Raw genomic sequence first — 16,439 nt, 5'->3', positions numbered from 1 at the left:
GTCGCCGCGGCGACCGCGGCGGCATCGAGCGACCAGGCCGCGTAGCGCGGCCAGAACCCCGCCGGCAGATTCGCCGCCGGCGCGCTCGCGGTTCGCGCGCTCATGGGCGCCGCACTCATCGGTCGCGCGCGTCCCCGGTCGGGGCGTCGTCCTCGTCGTCGCGGTCGCGACGGTCGGAAGCCACCCACTTCGCGGCGATGATGCCGATCTCGTAGAGGATGCACATCGGAATCGCCAGCATCAGCTGCGAGACCACGTCCGGCGGCGTAATCACCGCGGCGATGACGAAGATGCCGACCACCGCGTAGCCGCGCGCTTCCTTGAGCTGGGCCGGGGTGACCCAGCCAAGCAGGGCCAGGATCACCAGCGCCACCGGCACTTCGAAACTGATGCCGAAGGCCAGGAACAGGATCAGCACGAAATCCAGGTAGGCGTTGATGTCGGTCATCATCGCCACGCCGACCGGGGTGACCTTGACCAGGAACCCGAACACCGACGGCAGCACCAGGAAGAAGGCGAACGCGCAGCCGGCGTAGAACAGCACCAGCGCCGACACCAGCAGCGGCAGGGCCAGGCGCTTTTCGCGCCGGTACAGGCCGGGCGCGACGAAGGCCCAGGCCTGGTACAGCAGCCAGGGCATGGTGACCATCAACGCGGCGAAGAAGGCCAGCTTGAGCGGCGCCGAGAACGGCGAGGCGACTTCGACCGCGATCAGCTGGCTGCCGGCCGGCAGCTTGGCCAGCAGCGGCGTCGCCAGGTAGTGATAGAGCTTGTTGGCGAACGGCAGGAAGCCGAGGAACACGACGATCAGGCCGGTCACCCCGCGCAGCAGGCGCGCGCGCAGTTCGATCAGGTGATCGAGCAGACGCGGTTCGGGCGAGGCCTCGTCGGCGGGGCCGCCGGCCTGCGGCGCGCGGGAGTCAGCGTCGCTCATCGGTCGGGGTCTTGGGAGAAGGGCGATAGTCCGGCAAGGCGGCGCTGGCGTAGTCGTGGGTCGGCGGCGCGGCTTCGTTCGGTGCGGCTTCGTCCGGTGCGGCTTCAACCGGTGCGGCTTCGGTCGCCGTGGCATCGCCGGCGGCGCCGACCGGCGCGGCGATGCTGCGGTTCATCGCATCGACCTCCTCGCGCATGGCCCGGCCGCTGTCGCGCAACTGGCCCTGCGCGTCGCGCAGGTCGTCCTGGGCCTGGCGCAGGCTGCGCTTGAGGTCCTCGTCGGCGATCTCGTTCTCGAGCTCGGACTTGACCGAATACCACTGCGCGCGCGCGCGCCTCACCCACAGGCCGGCGAAACGCGCGGCTTTGGGCAAGCGTTCGGGACCGAGCACGATCAAAGCCACGATCGCGATCACGAAGACTTCCGAGAAGCCTATGTCGAACATGGTCTGGGGCGGGCCTGCGGAAGGGCGGAGCGCGTCGGGGCCGCGAGCGTCAGCGCGGGGTGTGCTCGTCGTTGCGCGAGGACGATGTCTTGTCGGAGGCGTTGTCGTTACGCGTTTCGTCGTTGAGCTGCTGCGTCGGCTTGTCGTCGTCGTGCATGCCCTTCTTGAAGCCCTTCACGGCTTCGCCGACGTCTTTGCCGATGTTGCCCAGACGCTTGGTGCCGAAAACCAGAACGACGATCAGCAGGACGACGACCCAGTGAATCCAACTCATGCTGCCCATGGCGGTGTCCCGTTAAACCCGTTGATAGTGGATGAGAACCTCAAGCCGGCTGGTCCGATCAGCGCGTCCGCGGCCGGCGCGATGCGCTGCGCGCAACCGGGTCCGTGAGGATACCGCAACCTTTGTAACAGAAGGTTGCGACCCCGGCCGCTCGACGAGATCGAGTGAGGCCGGTTGCGGGCAATGCGTCCGCGGTCACGCACTGGGGCGGCGCGACCGTGCCAGAACGGTCACGCGCCCGGCTTGTGAGCGAATCCGTACTGGTCCGGAGCGGTCCGATGCGGTCCGCACCGATCCGGGCAGCGACCGATCAGGGCAGCGGTTCGACCTTGGCCGGGTTGGCCGGCACGGTCTCGAACGGCTGCGGCTGGCCCTGAACGGGCTGCGGCTGGGCCGGCTCGGCCGGGGCCAGGCGCACCCGCGCCGGTTCGGCCGGAGCGGGTTGGGCAGGCGCCGTGCCGCCTTCGGGATACACCGTGGCGCCGAGCGCGGGGCGCTGGTCTTCGGCGGTGCGGTTGGCGCGCGCAGTCGCGCTGGCTTCTTCGAGGCGGTCGCGGAAATCGACCACGGCGGTGGACGGCTGGCCGTTGGCGCGGCCCTCGAAAATCATCCGCGGGGTGCTGCCTTCGCCGTAGACGGCCTGGTTGGCGTCGTCGTCGATCGACAGCGCGGCGCCGTCGAGGGCGATGCCGGCGAACAGGCCGCGCGCGCGCGACCACGACCAGATCTCGGCCTTGAGCTGGCCGTCGGTGGCGGCCGCGGCGGTGCGGCCGACCGGGCCGGCGGCGACGCTGGCGTCGGCGCCGAGGGTGACCTTGCCGTTGACGATCGAATCCAGGCCGCGGTCGCCGCGGAACACCAGCACGATGTCGGAGGACTGCACGCCGGCCTGGAAGCCGAAGCTGCCGCCGGTGAGTTTGACGAAGCTCGGGTTCGACCAGGTGCCGTCGGGATTCTTGACCGAGACCAGGCCGTGGCCGCGGCGGCCGCCGACCACCAGGCCGATCTTCAAGGTGTCGGGCACCACGACTATCGCGCGCGCCTCGTCGAACAGCTTGTCGGGGATCGAGGATTCGGGAATCTGCTGGATGTCGCCGAGCACACGCACCGCATCGCGTGCGCGTTGATCCTCGGTCGGGCCGGCCACGGCGGCGGTGGCGGCGATACCCAGGCTCAGGGCGAGACTCAGACTCAGGACGCGAGGCAAGGAACGGGACATGGGGACTCCGGCGGACGGCGGCAGTGAATCATGTTCGGAAGTAGAACACGCTCGGCGCGCTCGACGGTACGTCGCATCGACCTGGTGCCGGCTCGCGGCGCGGTTCGGGCAGGTCGCGAACGCGCAGCGGGCACGTTCATCGTAACGGACCCGATTGCAGGACCGAGCCCAGGGCGAGGCTAGCGACACGGCGATGAATCGTCGCGGAATTCCGGCTGCAGGCTCGCGCCGCGCGCGGCCCGGCGTGCGCGATCCGGACTCGGACACCGACGTTCAACGCGTCGGCTTCGGCGAGGCCGCCGCGGAATCGAGCAGGTCCGACACCCAGTGCGCGAGGTTCAAGGTGAACTGGTAATTGCGCTCGGCGCCGGGCGCATTCATGCCCATCGGGCGCCGTTCGGCGCCCTGCACCTGGGTGCCGAACATCGCCGCTTCGCCGAGAAAGGCCGCGCGCCCCTTGCCCGCCCGCATCACCGCGCCCTGCAACCAGCCGCCGACCGGGACGCGCACGGTGTCGGCGTCGAAACGCCAGGCCCGCTTCGGCATCAGCGAGACATAGCCCTGCGGCAGGGCCAGCAGCGGCTCGGCCTTCGCCGCGCCCGGAACGCCTGGCCGGTGAAGCTGCACCTGTACGACCGCTTCGGATTCGTTGCGGCCGCGCACGATCGCATGCCCGCGCAGGCTGCCGTCTTCGACGCGAAACAGACCAGGCCGCTGGAAGATGTCGGCGCGGCACGCCGGATCGGCGTCGTAACCGGGCATGGCGAAGCCGTCGTTGAACGTCATTCCGAACGCCGCCGCAAGCTGCCGCCGCGCCCGCCAGCGGCAGGCTCGACACCAGCGCTTTCTCGAACATGCCTTCGTTCTCCCGGGCCGACATGCGCGCTCACGGCAAGACACTAGCGCGATCCCGCGCACCGCGGCCACCGCCAGACTCGGCAAGGTCGGCCGGCGCAGCGGCCCGGCCGGCGCAGCGCCTGCCTGCCTATCGGTGCGATCGAAAACTTCGATCCCGCGGAGATTTCGCTGGCGGGGCGACGGGTGTCATCCTATGCCCATGCCCGCAACCGCCAGCCTCGCCGACCGCGACAGCCCCCCTACCGCCGATACCGCCGTGGTCCTGGTCAATCTCGGTACCCCCGAGGCGCCGAACACGCGCGCGGTGCGCCGTTATCTGTCCGAATTCCTGCACGACCGCCGCGTCGTCGACATGAGCCGCTGGCTGTGGTGCCCGCTGCTGCATTTCGCGATCCTGCCGCTGCGCAGCGGCAAGGTCGCCAACAAATACGCCAGCGTCTGGCTGCCGGAAGGCTCGCCGCTGGCCGTGCACACCCGCCGCCTGGCCCAGGCCGTCCAGCACGAACTGCCCGAGGTGCGCGTGCTGCACGCCATGCGCTACGGCCAACCCTCGTGGAAGCAAGTGCTGCAACGGCTTCAGGCCGAGGGCGTGCGGCGGGTACTGGCGCTGCCGCTGTATCCGCAGTATTCGACCTCGACCACCGCCTCGGTCGGCGACGTGCTCGGCCGCGCCGAGGGCCTGGCGACGCGCATGGTCGACCACTATCACGACGACCCCGAGTGGGTCGCGGCGGTCGCCGATTCGATCCATCGTCACCGCGCCGCCCACGGCCCGGGCGAGCATCTGCTGTTCTCGTTCCACGGCCTGCCGCAGCGCTTCGTCGACAGCGGCGATCCTTATGCCCGCCAATGCCAGGCCAGTGCGCGCGCCATCGCCGAGGCCCTGCACCTGCCCGACGAGGCCTGGACCCTGAGTTACCAATCGCGCTTCGGCCGCGAACGCTGGCTGGAACCCTCGACCGTCGACACGCTGTCGGCGCTGACCGCCCGCGGCGTCAAGCGCGTCGACGTGATCGCCCCCGGCTTCGCGGTCGACTGCCTGGAAACCCTGGAAGAGGTCGCGATGATGCTGGCCGAGGACTTCGCCGAACACGGCGGCCAATTGCGCTACATCCCCTGCCTCAACGAATCGCCGGCGCATGCAGCGCTGCTGGCCGGCATCGCCCGGCGCGAACTCGGGGCCTGGGGCCGATGACGACGCTACAGGAATTCGCCGTCGACAGCGTGTTCGGCCGCCTCGCCGGCCTGCGCAACGGCCATATCGGCGCGCCGCGCCTGCTCGCCCTGCACGGTTGGCTCGACAACGCCGCGAGCTTCGTGCCGATCGCGCCCTGGTTCGAAGGCTTCGACCTGGTCGCCCCGGACCTGCCCGGCCACGGCGCCAGCGCGCATCTGCCGCCGGCCGCCGACTACACCCTGATCGCCGCCGCGCGCGCCGCGCTCGCGGTCGCCGACGCGCTCGGCTGGGATCGCTTCCACGTACTCGGCCATTCGCTCGGCGGCGCCACCGCCAGCGTGATCGCCGCGGCCACGCCGCAACGTGTCGACCGGCTGCTGCTGATCGAAGCGCTGGGCTCGCTGGCCGAGCCCGAGGACCGGGTCGCCGCGCGTCTGCGCGAGGCCTTCGCTGGCCAGGCCGCGCTGGCCGGCAAGCGCTTGCGCGTGTTCGGCGACATCGCCACCGCGGTGCGTGCGCGCATGACCGCCAACGGCCTCAGCGAACCGGTCGCGCGCCTGCTGGTCGAACGCGGCGTGGCGCCGGTGCGCAGCGACGACAGCCAGGGCGGTTTCGTCTGGCGCAGCGATCCGCGCCTGACCCTGGCCACGGCCATCCGCATGAGCGAAGCGCAGATGCGCTCGCTGATCGCAGCGATCGAAAGCCCGACCTGCATGGTCTGGGCCGACCCGGCCCAGCCCTACATGCCCGACGAACTGCGCCGCGAACGCGCGACCCTGCTGCCGCGCGGGGAAATGCACGTGTTGGCCGGGACCCATCACCTGCACATGGAGCAGCCGCGCGAAGTCGGCGAACTGCTGCGCGCTTTTCTCGGCGGCTGACGACGCCGACGAGCCGCACCGGCCGAGCGCCGGCTTGCGTGACGGCGGGTCAGCCGGCCGCGACCAGGCGGCGCAGGCCGGCCTTGAGGCTGCGGCCGCAGGCGCGGAAGTACTCGCGCTGATCGCGCCAATCGTGGCAACGCGCCTCGACCTCGCGCCAGAACGCGCGCGAATGGTCGGCATGGATCAGATGACAGAGCTCGTGCACCAGCACGTACTCGAACGCCGGCGGCGGCGCCAGCACCAGCGACAGGTCCAGGGTCAGCCCGCCGTCGGGGGCGAGCGAGCCCCATTGCGAGGACATCACCCGATAGCGCAGCCGCGACGGCGCGCGCGGCAGGCCGGGCAGGTACTTCGGCAGCCAGCGGCCGACGTCGGCGCGCGCCTGGCCTTCGTAGAAATCGCGCAGGGCGCGCTGCAACGCGACCGCATTGAGCGCCTCGGGCGCGGCGATGTCGACCGCGTCCTCGCTCAGTTGCAGACGCAGGTAACGCGCGACTTGCCAGCGCACCGGCCACTGCGCGCCCCGTAGCGGAATCGTCGCCTCGACGTGCGGCTGCAGGCGGGTCGCATCGCTGCCGGCCTGGGCGATCTGCGCCAGCAGCCAGTCGCCGTGTTCGATCACGAAGCGCTGGCCGGCGACTTCGCTGGCGCGCATCGGCAAGGTCAGGCGCGGACCGCGTTCGTCGACGCTGAGCTTGATCCGGCGCGCGCGAGGATCGCGCACCCGCAACACTTCGACGATACGGCCGTTGCCGAGATCGATCGCGAGGGTTTCGCGCGAGACCGTGCGCGAGGCGGCTTGCGGCTGGCCGCTCAGCAGGCGCCGGAGGCTCGTCATGGGTGGGGGACCGCCATGGCCGAAGCATAACGCCGCGGGCGTTGCGCGGAAGCGACAACGAAGAAACCGGACGGCGGGATGCGAAGCGGTCCGACCCGGCGGGCAGACTTTCGACGCCCTGGCCGCATATGCGCCCTCATCCCAACCCCTCGCCCGCGAGCGGGTGAGGGGCTTACAGCGCAGGTGAAGCCGCGTGGGCTCAGGCTTCGACCTTGCTCAGCTTCAGCGCCGATTCCAGCACCCGGAACAGCCGCTTCACTTCCGCGCTCATCAGCGCGAAGCGCGCGTCGAGTTCGGCGCGCAGACCATCGCCTTCGCTGTGTTCGAGCTGGTCCACGGCGCCGTCGAGCAGCTTGAACTTGCGCACCACCAGGTCTTCGCCGATCACGAACGAAACGTGGTCGTCCAGGGTCAGCGCCAGGCGGGTGACCTGCTTGCCGGTTTCCAGGTGCTTGGCGATCTCGTCGCTCTCCAGTTCCTGGCGCTGGCACTTGACCACCGCGCCCTGGTCGACCGGGTCGCGCAGTTCGCATTCGTCGCCCAGGCTGATGCCGTCGGGCAGTTCCTCGCCGGCCACCCAGCCGGTCAGGATCGAACGCGGGGCGATCTCGGCGTTCAAGGGCAAGGCCGGGAAGCTGCCGATCGCGCGGCGGATCTCGCTGATCACGTTCTCGCCCGACTTGCGGCTGGAGGTGTCGACGATCACCAGGCCGTGTTCGAGATCGATCATCGCATCCGTGCGGCTGGGCTTGATGAAGGCGCGCGGCATCAGGTCGACGATCAGCTCGTCCTTGAGGCGCTTGCGGGTGCGGCCGCCGGGCTTGCGGCCTTCCTTCTGCTCGATCTCGGCCAGCTTCTTGGCCAGCATGTCGTTGATCACCGAACCCGGCAGCAGGCGGTCTTCGCCGCCGACGGTCAGCCAGATCGCATCGCCGATGCGGTTGCTCATCATCGCGTCCTCGGCGTCGCGGCCGAACGGCGAGATGAAACCGCGCGAGGACAGCTCGAGCGGGCCGACCGGCTTGAGCCGGCACTCTTCGAGGCCTTTGTCGAGTTCGTCGAACTTGTGGGTGGTGGGAAAGCGGAAGAAGGTCAGATTGCGAAAGAACATCTAGGCAGCCGGGAATAAGGAAAGTATTAGGGATCGGCGGCGTGGCGCCGCGCTTACGGAGCGGCGCCTCATCCAGCCTGCGCTTGGTTCGTGTCGGCCGGCGCCTCGTCCAGCCACACCGGCGCGTGCGCGGCCGGCACGCCGCCGGCGCGGCCCAGGCCGAGGAAATCGAACAGTTTCGGATCGCTCAGCTGCGAGGGACGGATGTCGCCGAGCGCGCGCGAGATGGTCTCGATACGGCCGGGCGTCTCGCGCTCCCAGGCGTCCATCATCCGCTTGACCTGCTTGCGCTGCAGGTTCTCCTGCGAACCGCACAGGTTGCACGGGATGATCGGGAAACCCTTGATCGCGGCGTAATCGACGATGTCGTCCTCGCGCACGTAGGCCAGCGGCCGGATCACCACGTGCTTGCCGTCGTCGGACAGCAGCTTGGGCGGCATGCCGCTGAGCTTGGCGTGGAAGAACAGGTTCAGGAAGAAGGTCGCGACCAGGTCGTCGCGGTGATGGCCCAGGGCGATCTTGGTGAAGCCCTGCTCCTCGGCATAGGTGTACAGCGCGCCGCGGCGCAAACGCGAGCACAGCGAACACATGGTCTTGCCCTCGGGCACGACCCGGGTCACCACCGAATAGGTGTCCTGCTCGAGGATCTTGTACGCCACCCCGATCGATTCGAGATACGCCGGCAACACGTGCTCGGGGAAATCCGGCTGCTTCTGGTCCAGGTTCACCGCGACCAGTTCGAACTTCACCGGCGCCTTCTTCTGCAGCTGCAGCAGAATGTCGAGCAGGGTATAGCTGTCCTTGCCGCCGGACAGGCAGACCATGACCTTGTCGCCCTCTTCGATCATGCCGAAGTCGGCGATGGCGCGGCCGACCTGGTGACGCAGGCGGGTGGCGAGGCGTTCGCCTTCGCCGCCGCGGCGGGCGTCGGCGCGGGCGGGACGGGTGGGTTCGGCGAGAGGCAGGACGATGCTCATGAGGGCGCCAATTCTACGCTACGGGTCGGTGAACACCGCCCGCGCGCCGGCCGGAGGGCCGATGACGTCGGTCATGGCGGCGCGTTAAGCTGGTGCGCATGACCGTAAGCGCCGATCCCTCCGAGACCGCCCGCCAGCTTGCCGAGCTGCGCCAGGAACATCGCGATCTCGACGCGGCCATCGACCGCCTGGCCCTCGATCCGCAGGCCGACGAACTGACGGTGAAGCGCCTCAAGAAGCGCAAGCTCTGGCTCAAGGACTGCATCGCCCGGCTCGAAAGCGCGCTGATTCCCGACGAACCGGCCTGAGCCGCGACGGCCGCATCGCGTATTGAGACCGCACTCGCTGCACCGCCTTCGCCCTGTGATAGGGTGCGGCCACTCGATCGGCAGACAGCGGCATGGCGAACAAGGACGAACTGGTCCAGACGGCACGCAACCCCTGGTGGCAGGGCGCTGCGGCCTTGGCGCTCGTGGCCGTCGTCGCCACCGCCGCGCTCGGCGGTTTCGGCCAGGCCAAGAGCAAGCCCCTGCCGGAATACAAGGCCGGCCACCGCTACCAGGGCGGCGCCCTGGCGGTCACGCCGCTGCGGGCCTGGGTCGCGCGCTACAAACCCGGCGGCCGGGTCGACGCCTACAACCCGAAGACCTATCTGGTGCTGCAGGTCGAAGTCGAAAACCGCACGCCGCGCAGCTTCAGCGCGTTCGGCTACCCGCAGCAGGACCTGATCCTGGTGTCCAGCAAGCGCGAACCGATCGAGTCGGACCTGCTGATGCGGTCCGACGACCACTCCGTCGCCGGCGACCTGCATCCGCGCCTGAAGCAACGCATCGACCTGGTCTGGACCTTGCCGAAGAATTACGTCTATACGCCGCAGGCGACCTTCGGCGTGTTCGCCCGCGCCTACAAGGCCAAGGCCTATCTCAACGACGAGGGCGCCTGGGTCCAGGGCAAGCCCGCCGCCAAGTACGCGATGGCCGTGCAGGACCTGCGCGACCGGGCGGTGGCGCCGTGAGCGCGCCCGCCGCACACCGCGCCTGGCGCCTGCCGCGCTGGCGTTGGCGCGACGCGCTGTGGATCGTCCTGGCCCTGGTCGCGGTGGTCGCCCTGCGCAAGGGCGAGTCCAGCTACGAACAGCGCGACACGCCGCTGGTGCAGCGCGCGCAGGGGCTCGGCCGGGTCGAAGGCCGCAACTTCGCGGTCGACGTCAGCGGCTTCAAGACCGCGCACGCCTACCTGCTCAAGGGCGACTACAGCCATCCCGAGGACTATCTGCTGCGCACCCCCGGGGTGTGGCTGTCGGTGGTCGCCAAAGTCGAAGCGCTCGAGCGCAGCGGTTACGTCGGCGCGCAACTGCGCACCCGCGACGGCCTGACCTACGTCGCCTCCAGCCAGGACCGGCCCAAGCTCAAGGGCGTCAACCTGCGCGAACGCGTGGTCGCGCCCGGGCTGCCGGAAAGCGGCGCCTGGTTCTTCGAAGTGCCGGTCGACCGCCTGGAGGGCGCGCACCTGCAGTTCTACTGGGGCAACGGCCTGCCGAACGGCGGCGACAGCCTGGTCGACGTCGACCTGGGCATCGACGCGGCGCGCGCGCGCAAGCTGATGGCCGAAGCCAAGCCGGTACTGGACCTGCGCCCATGAACGCCACGATGCCCGACTCCAGCGACCTCGACCGCAGCGCCTTGCCGGGCGGATGGTGGCGCCGCAACGCCCTGTGGCTGCTCGGCACCCTGGTGCTGGGCGCCTGGGCGATCTATGCGCCCTACCGCGAGGCCTTGCAGGCGTACCAGAACCGCCACCCCTCGCACGCCATCGACGTGCCCAAGGGCGAGTGGGCGCACTACGAAGGCGCGCGGTGGCGCCTGGTTTCGGCTGAAGCCCTGGCCCCGCGCGACCCGCGCATCGGCGGCTCGGTGCGCAAGGACGCCGGGGTCTTGCTGCTGCAGTTCGAAGTGATCGCCGATTCCGGCACCCAGGCCAAGCACCTCGACCTGTGCAAGGGCCAAGTCTCCGACGCGCAGGGCCGGCTATGGGATGCGAACCCGGCCGGCCTGCCGCGGCTGAGAGGCCCCAAGCTGCCGACCACCTGCGGCAGCGGACAGGACGCGCAATACAAATCGATCATCGCCCTGCCGGGCCGACCGTTCCGTTTCCAGCACGCCTATCTGTTGCCGCGCACGCAGCGGCTCGACGGATTGCAGGCGCGGATCGACCTGCGCAACTCGCAGACCTCGAAGGGCCGGTACCTGCGCTTCGCGCTTTGACCGTTTAAATTCTTGGTTTCGATTCGCCTGGCTGATTCGTGCGAACTGATGGGCACTACCTCATCCGCACCGTCCTTGCCCGTGTAGGAGCGGCGTAAGCCGCGACCGCGGAACGCGCGGAGATAACGAGGCCATCGGCCTTCGTAGAAGGCGGCGTGCTTTCGCCGGGGTAGGAGCGGCGCAAGCCGCGACATCGCTGCTGCGGGCTTGCGGCGCACGCTTCAAAAAAGATCCGGATCAAGATCGAACCCAAAGCTTCCGCCACTAAAGCGGCGGGTTACTTTCTTTTGTCTGAAGCAACAAAAGAAAGGTAACCAAAGAAGTTGCTTTGTTTTGAATCGCAGGCCCGCACGAGCGGTGCATGCGCGGTGATTTTGATACGGGACCTCCCTGTCCCGATGAAAAACGGCGCGCATCCCTGCGGGCCGCCCTCTGGGTCTTCTATGGCCTCGCTAGTGCGAAGCTGCGCACAGCAACAGCACGGCAACGGCTAAGGGCTAGAACTCAAGCCGCTCGCGGCAACCTCGCGATGGCGCGATCGAACGTCGCCGCCAACAATACGACCCGCAATACATCGGTAAAAAACGAAGTGCGGAACGACAACGGCGTATTGAGGAACACCGCCAAGGGCTGGCCGACCACGCTCTGCCATTCGCGATCCTGCGGCCCGACCACGTGCTCCATCAGGCGCCACGACCACGAGTCGATGAACGACAGCAGCTGCCAGCACACGCACAGGGTCAACAGGGCCGGCAGGCCGGCGCGCAGCACCAGGCGCAGGCTGTTGACGACCGGGACGCCCTTGCTGGTCCAGCCGGCGCTGGCCTTGTCGGCAAGAATGCGCAAGCTGAAATGCATGGCCTTGAAGCGTGCGCTGACCTTGCCCAGGGTTTCGTCGGCGTCGTCCAGGCGTTGCGCGCGGCGCAGGTCGATGCCGTAGATGATCGCGGTGATCGCCAGCCAGATCAGCGGCAGCGCCACCGCACCGGCCGCGGTGCTCACGTAGTCCCAGACCGGCACGATGCCGCGCTTGGCCGGGGCCAGCAGCTTGAACGCCGACATGGGGTCGTCCCACCACTGGGTCACCGCGGCGTAGACCACCCGCTCGTGCCACCAGTCCTTCAGGCCGTTGACGGCCTGGGCGATGGCGGCGACGCCGACGAACACCCAATAGGCCTCGCAGCTGGTCGCGATCACGTTCCACAGCGCATGCCCGGTGGCTTCCGCGCGGCGCTTGCTGAACCAGCGCACCGCCCAAGCCACCGCGAGCGCGATCCACAGGCCCTTGAGCTTGAGCACCTCGTTGAGGTTTTCCTTGTCCCAGACGCTGAAGACGTAGGCGGTGCGGAAGTTGCGACGGAGGTCTTCGAGCAGGCCCCAGCCGGCGTAGTAGGCGAAGAACGGCAGCATCGCGATGGCCAGCGCGGTGATCCATTGCTTGCGCACCGCCGCGGTATCCGGCGTGGTCGCGCCGCCGGCGAGCATCGGCAGCGACGGCCGCAGCGACTGGAACATCAGGATGGTGCCGGCGAGCTGGGTCACGATCAGCACCGACAGCACCGCGAACGACAACAGCACCGAACGCTCGCCGAGCTTGACCGCCAACCCCATCAGCAAGTCGTAGCAGACCCGCTGGGCGAAGAACCAGAACGCCAGCGCCGGCCAGTGACGCCACAGCAAGCGCGCAGAGAGCAGCGGGATCTCCAGCCAGGCGTTGCCCCGCGCGGACGCATCGACGGCGCCGGCATCGGCGGAAGACGGGGAAGGTACCGACAGCGTCGGCGTGGACAGCGAGGACGTGGACATCGACGGCAGCCGGGCGGGAACCCGGCGATGGTACCCGGCTGTCGTCGCGGTTGGCAGTGGCCGGGGTCGGCGGACCGGTCCGGCGGTCCCGCCAATGTCGGTGCCGGTGCCGGTGCCGGTGTCGGTGTCGGTGTCGGTGTCGGTGTCGGTGTCGGTGTCGGTGTCGGTGTCGGTGCCGTTGCCGTTGCCGTTGCCGTTGCCGTTGCCGTTGCCGTTGCCGTGATTTTGATCTGCTGCTTTGCCGGTCAAAAGGAGACCCGTAGGGCGGCCCGCAGGGATGCGGGCCGTGCGCAAGCAGGCCATGGATGGCCTGTCTGGAGCATCCCGGCGTCGGCTTCGATCGTGCGGGCTGGTGCCCTTGCAGGGAGAGCCCTTTTCTTTGGTTAGCTTTCTTTTGGGCTTAGCAAAAGAAAGTAACCCGGCCGCGTCAGCGGACGGAAGCCCTAGACCTTGATGTTGCTTCAACGCCCTGCAGCCAGAGTCGCACAGCCCCAATCGCGCGGTCGCGGCTTGCGCCGCTCCTACCCTGGAGCCGCCGCACCTGCATGTCGCTACGAATTTATCCCTGTAGGAGCGACGTGAGTCGCGACCACGGAACGCGCAGAGATAACGAGGCCATCGGCATTCGTAGAAGGCGGCCTTCTTCGGCCAGGGTAGGAGCGGCGCAAGCCGCGACATCGTCGTTACGGTCTTGCGGCGTATCTTTCAATTAAGATCAAGATTAAACCCAAAGCTTCCGCCACTAAAGCGGCGGGTTACTTTCTTTTGTCTAAAGCAACAAAAGAAAGATAACCAAAGAAAAATGCTTTTTTCTTGAATCACAGGCCCGCACGAGCGACGCCGACGCAGGGATTTTTCATACGGGACCTCCCTGTCCCGATGAAAAACGGCCCGCATCCCTGCGGGCCGCCCTCCGGGTCTTCTATGGCCTTCGCTAGTGCGCAGCTACGCACAGCAACGGCAACGGCAACACAGAAGCGTCGCTATCGATAGGCAGCCAACGCCCGCCACGAGATGCGCAGCCGCGGCTTACGCCCCTACCGGGGAAACGGGACCTTCAGAGATATACGAAGGAGCGGCCAACGCCCTCAGGCGCTCGCCGGGTCCTGCGTCGCCGGCTTCGCCGCCATCTCCGGGCTGATCTTCTCGATGGTGTGCCGCAACTCGCGGCCGAGAATGACCTTGGCGTCCTTCGCCCAGGCGTCCAAGCGCTGGTCGAAGGCGAGCTTGCCTTCGCTGTCGGGCCAGACCAGGCGCAGCTCGCGCAGTTTCTGGATGAAGCCGCGGAACAGGGTCTTGTCGAAAAACTCCGGCGCGGCCGGCGCGTACAGCAGCGACAGGCGCTGGGCGGCGAGCTGGCACAGACTTTCGAGTTCGCCGGCCGACATCGTGCCGGGGCCGTTCTTCACCAGCACCGAAATGGCGATGTAGTAGCGCTCGAAAGCCTGCTGCAGGGAGTGGCCGATCGCGCGCAAGCGGAATACTTCGTCGGTCTGGCCGGCGTTGCGGGCGAGGATGCCGCCGTCGTCGTCGCTGACCCGTTCGAGCAGGCCGGAACGGACGAACACATCGACCGTGCGCACCAGGCGCTCGGCGAATTCGTCCTCGGTCCACGGCAGGAACAGCTCGGCCTGCAGGAACGGGTACACGCTGCGGCCCAGGCGCAGCACGCCGGCCAGGCTCATGCGCCGGTTGTGCTGGAAGCAGCAGGCGATCCACGAAGCCGCGGTGAACAGGTGCAGGACGTTGTTGCGGAAATAGCTCAGCAGCACCGCCTTGTCGTCGCCGTCGACGCCGAGCACGTCGCCGAGCGGATGGGCGATGCGTTCGAGCACGTTGATTTCTTCGCCGTGGGCGACGATTTCCTGCGGCGTGTGCGGGGTGACGGTGACGCGGTCGGAGTACGGCAGCTCGGCCAGCAAGGTCTTGGACAGGGCGATCTGCGCGAGCAGGTCGGCCTCGCCCATCGCGTGCTTGGGCGTCGACAGCAGGGCCAGCGCGAGCAGGTTGATCGGGTTGACGTCGGCGGCGCGGTTGACGTTGACCTGGATCTGCTCGACGACCGCATCGACCGTCGCCGACAGCCAGCTCGGCTTGTCTTCCTCGTCGAGCGGGCGGCCGTCCCATTCGGGCGCGTGCCGGGCGAGCATGTCGTTGAGCCGGATCGGCTCGCCGAAGTTCACCACGACCTGGCCGTAGTTCGAACGCAGCACCTTGGGGATGCCCCACAGCAACTGCCAGATCGATTCCTTTTCCTTCGGCTTGCCGGACAGCTCGTCGAGGTAGCTGTTGCCTTCCATGAGCTTTTCGTAGCCGACGTAGATCGGCTGGAACAGCACCGGCCGGGTCGGCTGGCGCAGGAAGCCGCGCACGGTCATCACGATCATGCCGCCCTTCGGCGGCAGCAGCCGGCCGGTGCGCGAGCGCCCGCCCTCGATGAAATACTCGATCGAATAGCCGCCCGACACCAACTGGGCGACGTACTCGCTGAGGATCGCCGAATACAGCGCGCTGCCGCGGATGCTGCGGCGGATGAAGAAGGCGCCGCCCTTGCGCAGGATGGTGCCGACCACCGGCAGGTTGAGGTTGATGCCGGCGACGATGTGCGGCGGCACGATGCCCTTGGTGTAGAGCAGGTAGCTCAGCAGCAGGTAGTCCATGTGGCTGCGGTGGCAGGGCACGTAGACGACTTCGTGGCCGGGCGCGTCCTGCTTGAGCTGGTCGAGGTGATGCACCAGCACGCCGCGGTAGATGCGGTTCCACACCGGGGTCAGGATGAAGCTCAGCGAGCGCACCACCGGGTGCGAATAGTCGGCGGCGATCTCGTAGGCCATGGCGTGGGCTTTCTTCCACGCTTCGGTGCTGTCGCTGCCGTCGCGGCGGGCCTGGTCGGCGATCGCGTCCTTGACCGGATCTGCCGCGAGCACGCGGTCGATCAGCATGCGCCGGGTCGACAGGTCGGGGCCGATCACCGCCGCGCGGATGCGGCGGAAGTGAGTGCGCAGCACGCGCGAGAGCTTGCGTACCGTGCGTTCGGACGGCAGGCCTTCGTCGAGGATGCCGCGCAGGGACACCGGCGGCGAGAACCGCACCATGGTGTGGCGACCGTTGAGGGCGATCGCGAGCAGGCGGCGGAAGCGGCCGACCAGGGTCCAGTTTTCCGAGAACAGCACCGAGAACCAGCCGCTGCTGCGGTCCGGTGCGCGGCCGACGAAGATCGACACCGGCACCAGCTGCACGTCGAGCGCGGGGTCGTCGCGGTGCGCATCGAGCAGGCGCGCTAGCGAGCCGGAGTGGGTCTTGGCCGAAGGCGGACCGGACGGCGCCAGGGTGCCGGCGTGGCGCCGCGACAGCGCGACATAGGCGCGCTTGCGGCCGAGCGGGTCGCCCGGCAACGGTTGCAGCGGCGAGGGCAGGCCGCTCTCGCGGCAGGCGCGTTCGAGGATCAGCGCGTTCGACAGGCCGTAGTCTTCGAGCACGTAGCAGACCGGGCGGCCGTGCCACTCCTCGGCGATGTGTTCGGACGGCGCCTTCGGCTCGATCGTCAGCGACACCCACGGCGCCATGATCTTGCCGAGCAGTCGCGCCCACCATGGGCGGTGCGCCGGCTGCGCGCGCGGGCGCGGCGCGGCGGCGGCCGCGG

The 16,439-nt window shown here is 68.6% G+C and carries 17 protein-coding genes; 7 read left to right on the top strand and 10 right to left on the bottom strand.

Features of this window, described 5'->3' with window-relative positions; all coding sequences use genetic code 11:
* Positions 1 to 115: 115 nt before the first annotated feature.
* The 5 genes from tatC to ACSAMQ_RS16620 all read right to left on the bottom strand — a co-directional run bounded on the left by tatC (position 116) and on the right by ACSAMQ_RS16620 (position 3,667).
* Positions 116 to 934 carry a twin-arginine translocase subunit TatC gene (tatC, locus tag ACSAMQ_RS16640; RefSeq protein WP_435396725.1) on the bottom strand — a complete coding sequence of 273 codons (819 nt, stop codon included), beginning with the start codon at positions 932 to 934 and terminating at the stop codon, positions 116 to 118.
* Complete coding sequence (gene tatB, locus ACSAMQ_RS16635; RefSeq protein ID WP_435396724.1) at positions 921 to 1,379, bottom strand: Sec-independent protein translocase protein TatB; 459 nt, start codon at positions 1,377 to 1,379, stop codon at positions 921 to 923. Before tatB ends, tatC begins: the two co-directional genes overlap by 14 nt.
* A 49-nt stretch (positions 1,380 to 1,428) precedes the next feature.
* Positions 1,429 to 1,662 (bottom strand): Sec-independent protein translocase subunit TatA, encoded by a 234-nt coding sequence (gene tatA, locus ACSAMQ_RS16630; RefSeq protein WP_435396723.1) that lies wholly within the window; start codon positions 1,660 to 1,662, stop codon positions 1,429 to 1,431.
* Between the two features lie 310 nt (positions 1,663 to 1,972).
* Positions 1,973 to 2,869 carry a lipid-binding SYLF domain-containing protein gene (locus ACSAMQ_RS16625; RefSeq protein WP_435396726.1) on the bottom strand — a complete coding sequence of 299 codons (897 nt, stop codon included), beginning with the start codon at positions 2,867 to 2,869 and terminating at the stop codon, positions 1,973 to 1,975.
* A 285-nt stretch (positions 2,870 to 3,154) separates the two neighbouring features.
* A complete protein-coding gene (locus ACSAMQ_RS16620; protein WP_435396722.1) occupies positions 3,155 to 3,667 on the bottom strand; it encodes a hypothetical protein in 513 nt (170 codons plus the stop codon).
* Between the two features lie 265 nt (positions 3,668 to 3,932).
* On the opposite strand from ACSAMQ_RS16620, the gene hemH reads away from it, so the two are divergent.
* Together hemH and ACSAMQ_RS16610 are read left to right on the top strand one after the other, a co-directional pair.
* Positions 3,933 to 4,934, top strand: a complete 1,002-nt coding sequence (gene hemH, locus ACSAMQ_RS16615; RefSeq protein ID WP_435396721.1) for a ferrochelatase — start codon at positions 3,933 to 3,935, stop codon at positions 4,932 to 4,934.
* Positions 4,931 to 5,797, top strand: coding sequence for an alpha/beta fold hydrolase (locus ACSAMQ_RS16610; protein ID WP_435396720.1), 867 nt, complete (start codon positions 4,931 to 4,933; stop codon positions 5,795 to 5,797). Before hemH ends, ACSAMQ_RS16610 begins: the two co-directional genes overlap by 4 nt.
* A 49-nt stretch (positions 5,798 to 5,846) precedes the next feature.
* On the opposite strand, the gene ACSAMQ_RS16605 is transcribed toward ACSAMQ_RS16610, so the two are convergent.
* The 3 genes from ACSAMQ_RS16605 to ttcA all read right to left on the bottom strand — a co-directional run bounded on the left by ACSAMQ_RS16605 (position 5,847) and on the right by ttcA (position 8,726).
* On the bottom strand, positions 5,847 to 6,638 hold the full coding sequence (locus ACSAMQ_RS16605) for a M48 family metallopeptidase (RefSeq protein WP_435396719.1): 792 nt from the start codon (positions 6,636 to 6,638) through the stop codon (positions 5,847 to 5,849).
* Positions 6,639 to 6,837: 199 nt separating this feature from the next.
* Positions 6,838 to 7,749, bottom strand: coding sequence for a recombination-associated protein RdgC (locus ACSAMQ_RS16600; protein ID WP_435396718.1), 912 nt, complete (start codon positions 7,747 to 7,749; stop codon positions 6,838 to 6,840).
* A 68-nt stretch (positions 7,750 to 7,817) separates the two neighbouring features.
* Positions 7,818 to 8,726: a tRNA 2-thiocytidine(32) synthetase TtcA gene (gene ttcA / locus ACSAMQ_RS16595; RefSeq protein WP_435396717.1), complete on the bottom strand. Its 909-nt coding sequence runs from the start codon at positions 8,724 to 8,726 to the stop codon at positions 7,818 to 7,820.
* Positions 8,727 to 8,824: 98 nt separating this feature from the next.
* Here ttcA and ACSAMQ_RS16590 point away from each other — a divergent pair, with 98 nt between their 5' ends.
* The 4 genes from ACSAMQ_RS16590 to ACSAMQ_RS16575 all read left to right on the top strand — a co-directional run bounded on the left by ACSAMQ_RS16590 (position 8,825) and on the right by ACSAMQ_RS16575 (position 10,990).
* The gene (locus tag ACSAMQ_RS16590; RefSeq protein WP_435396716.1) at positions 8,825 to 9,034 is read left to right on the top strand and encodes a YdcH family protein; all 210 of its coding nucleotides are present in this window, start codon (positions 8,825 to 8,827) and stop codon (positions 9,032 to 9,034) included.
* A gap of 92 nt (positions 9,035 to 9,126) precedes the next feature.
* Positions 9,127 to 9,741, top strand: a complete 615-nt coding sequence (locus ACSAMQ_RS16585) for a hypothetical protein (protein WP_435396715.1) — start codon at positions 9,127 to 9,129, stop codon at positions 9,739 to 9,741.
* A complete protein-coding gene (locus tag ACSAMQ_RS16580) occupies positions 9,738 to 10,367 on the top strand; it encodes a hypothetical protein (RefSeq protein ID WP_435396714.1) in 630 nt (209 codons plus the stop codon). Before ACSAMQ_RS16585 ends, ACSAMQ_RS16580 begins: the two co-directional genes overlap by 4 nt.
* Positions 10,364 to 10,990, top strand: a complete 627-nt coding sequence (locus tag ACSAMQ_RS16575; protein WP_435396713.1) for a hypothetical protein — start codon at positions 10,364 to 10,366, stop codon at positions 10,988 to 10,990. Before ACSAMQ_RS16580 ends, ACSAMQ_RS16575 begins: the two co-directional genes overlap by 4 nt.
* A gap of 504 nt (positions 10,991 to 11,494) precedes the next feature.
* On the opposite strand, the gene ACSAMQ_RS16570 is transcribed toward ACSAMQ_RS16575, so the two are convergent.
* Positions 11,495 to 12,796 carry a hypothetical protein gene (locus ACSAMQ_RS16570; protein WP_435396712.1) on the bottom strand — a complete coding sequence of 434 codons (1,302 nt, stop codon included), beginning with the start codon at positions 12,794 to 12,796 and terminating at the stop codon, positions 11,495 to 11,497.
* A gap of 94 nt (positions 12,797 to 12,890) precedes the next feature.
* On the opposite strand from ACSAMQ_RS16570, the gene ACSAMQ_RS16565 reads away from it, so the two are divergent.
* Complete coding sequence (locus ACSAMQ_RS16565) at positions 12,891 to 13,019, top strand: hypothetical protein (protein ID WP_435396711.1); 129 nt, start codon at positions 12,891 to 12,893, stop codon at positions 13,017 to 13,019.
* 865 nt (positions 13,020 to 13,884) lie between these two features.
* On the opposite strand, the gene plsB is transcribed toward ACSAMQ_RS16565, so the two are convergent.
* A partial coding sequence (gene plsB / locus ACSAMQ_RS16560) for a glycerol-3-phosphate 1-O-acyltransferase PlsB (protein ID WP_435396710.1) occupies positions 13,885 to 16,439 on the bottom strand: 2,555 nt, incomplete at its 5' end.

Source organism: Lysobacter sp. 1R34A, assembly GCF_051217035.1.
Taxonomy (GTDB): Bacteria; Pseudomonadota; Gammaproteobacteria; order Xanthomonadales; family Xanthomonadaceae; genus Lysobacter.
Note: the sequence above shows the minus strand (reverse complement) of the source record. Positions and strands in the feature narration are given on the sequence as shown.

What these genes read in the sequence shown, in the direction of transcription:
- tatC (WP_435396725.1), bottom strand. Translation starts at nt 934, where the DNA reads ATGAGCGACGCTGACTCCCGCGCGCCGCAGGCCGGCGGCCCCGCCGAC.
- tatB (WP_435396724.1), bottom strand. Translation starts at nt 1,379, where the DNA reads ATGTTCGACATAGGCTTCTCGGAAGTCTTCGTGATCGCGATCGTGGCT.
- tatA (WP_435396723.1), bottom strand. Translation starts at nt 1,662, where the DNA reads ATGGGCAGCATGAGTTGGATTCACTGGGTCGTCGTCCTGCTGATCGTC.
- ACSAMQ_RS16620 (WP_435396722.1), bottom strand. Translation starts at nt 3,667, where the DNA reads ATGACGTTCAACGACGGCTTCGCCATGCCCGGTTACGACGCCGATCCG.
- hemH (WP_435396721.1), top strand. Translation starts at nt 3,933, where the DNA reads ATGCCCATGCCCGCAACCGCCAGCCTCGCCGACCGCGACAGCCCCCCT.
- ACSAMQ_RS16610 (WP_435396720.1), top strand. Translation starts at nt 4,931, where the DNA reads ATGACGACGCTACAGGAATTCGCCGTCGACAGCGTGTTCGGCCGCCTC.
- ACSAMQ_RS16605 (WP_435396719.1), bottom strand. Translation starts at nt 6,638, where the DNA reads ATGACGAGCCTCCGGCGCCTGCTGAGCGGCCAGCCGCAAGCCGCCTCG.
- ACSAMQ_RS16600 (WP_435396718.1), bottom strand. Translation starts at nt 7,749, where the DNA reads ATGTTCTTTCGCAATCTGACCTTCTTCCGCTTTCCCACCACCCACAAG.
- ttcA (WP_435396717.1), bottom strand. Translation starts at nt 8,726, where the DNA reads ATGAGCATCGTCCTGCCTCTCGCCGAACCCACCCGTCCCGCCCGCGCC.
- ACSAMQ_RS16590 (WP_435396716.1), top strand. Translation starts at nt 8,825, where the DNA reads ATGACCGTAAGCGCCGATCCCTCCGAGACCGCCCGCCAGCTTGCCGAG.
- ACSAMQ_RS16585 (WP_435396715.1), top strand. Translation starts at nt 9,127, where the DNA reads ATGGCGAACAAGGACGAACTGGTCCAGACGGCACGCAACCCCTGGTGG.
- ACSAMQ_RS16575 (WP_435396713.1), top strand. Translation starts at nt 10,364, where the DNA reads ATGAACGCCACGATGCCCGACTCCAGCGACCTCGACCGCAGCGCCTTG.
- ACSAMQ_RS16570 (WP_435396712.1), bottom strand. Translation starts at nt 12,796, where the DNA reads ATGTCCACGTCCTCGCTGTCCACGCCGACGCTGTCGGTACCTTCCCCG.
- ACSAMQ_RS16565 (WP_435396711.1), top strand. Translation starts at nt 12,891, where the DNA reads ATGTCGGTGCCGGTGCCGGTGCCGGTGTCGGTGTCGGTGTCGGTGTCG.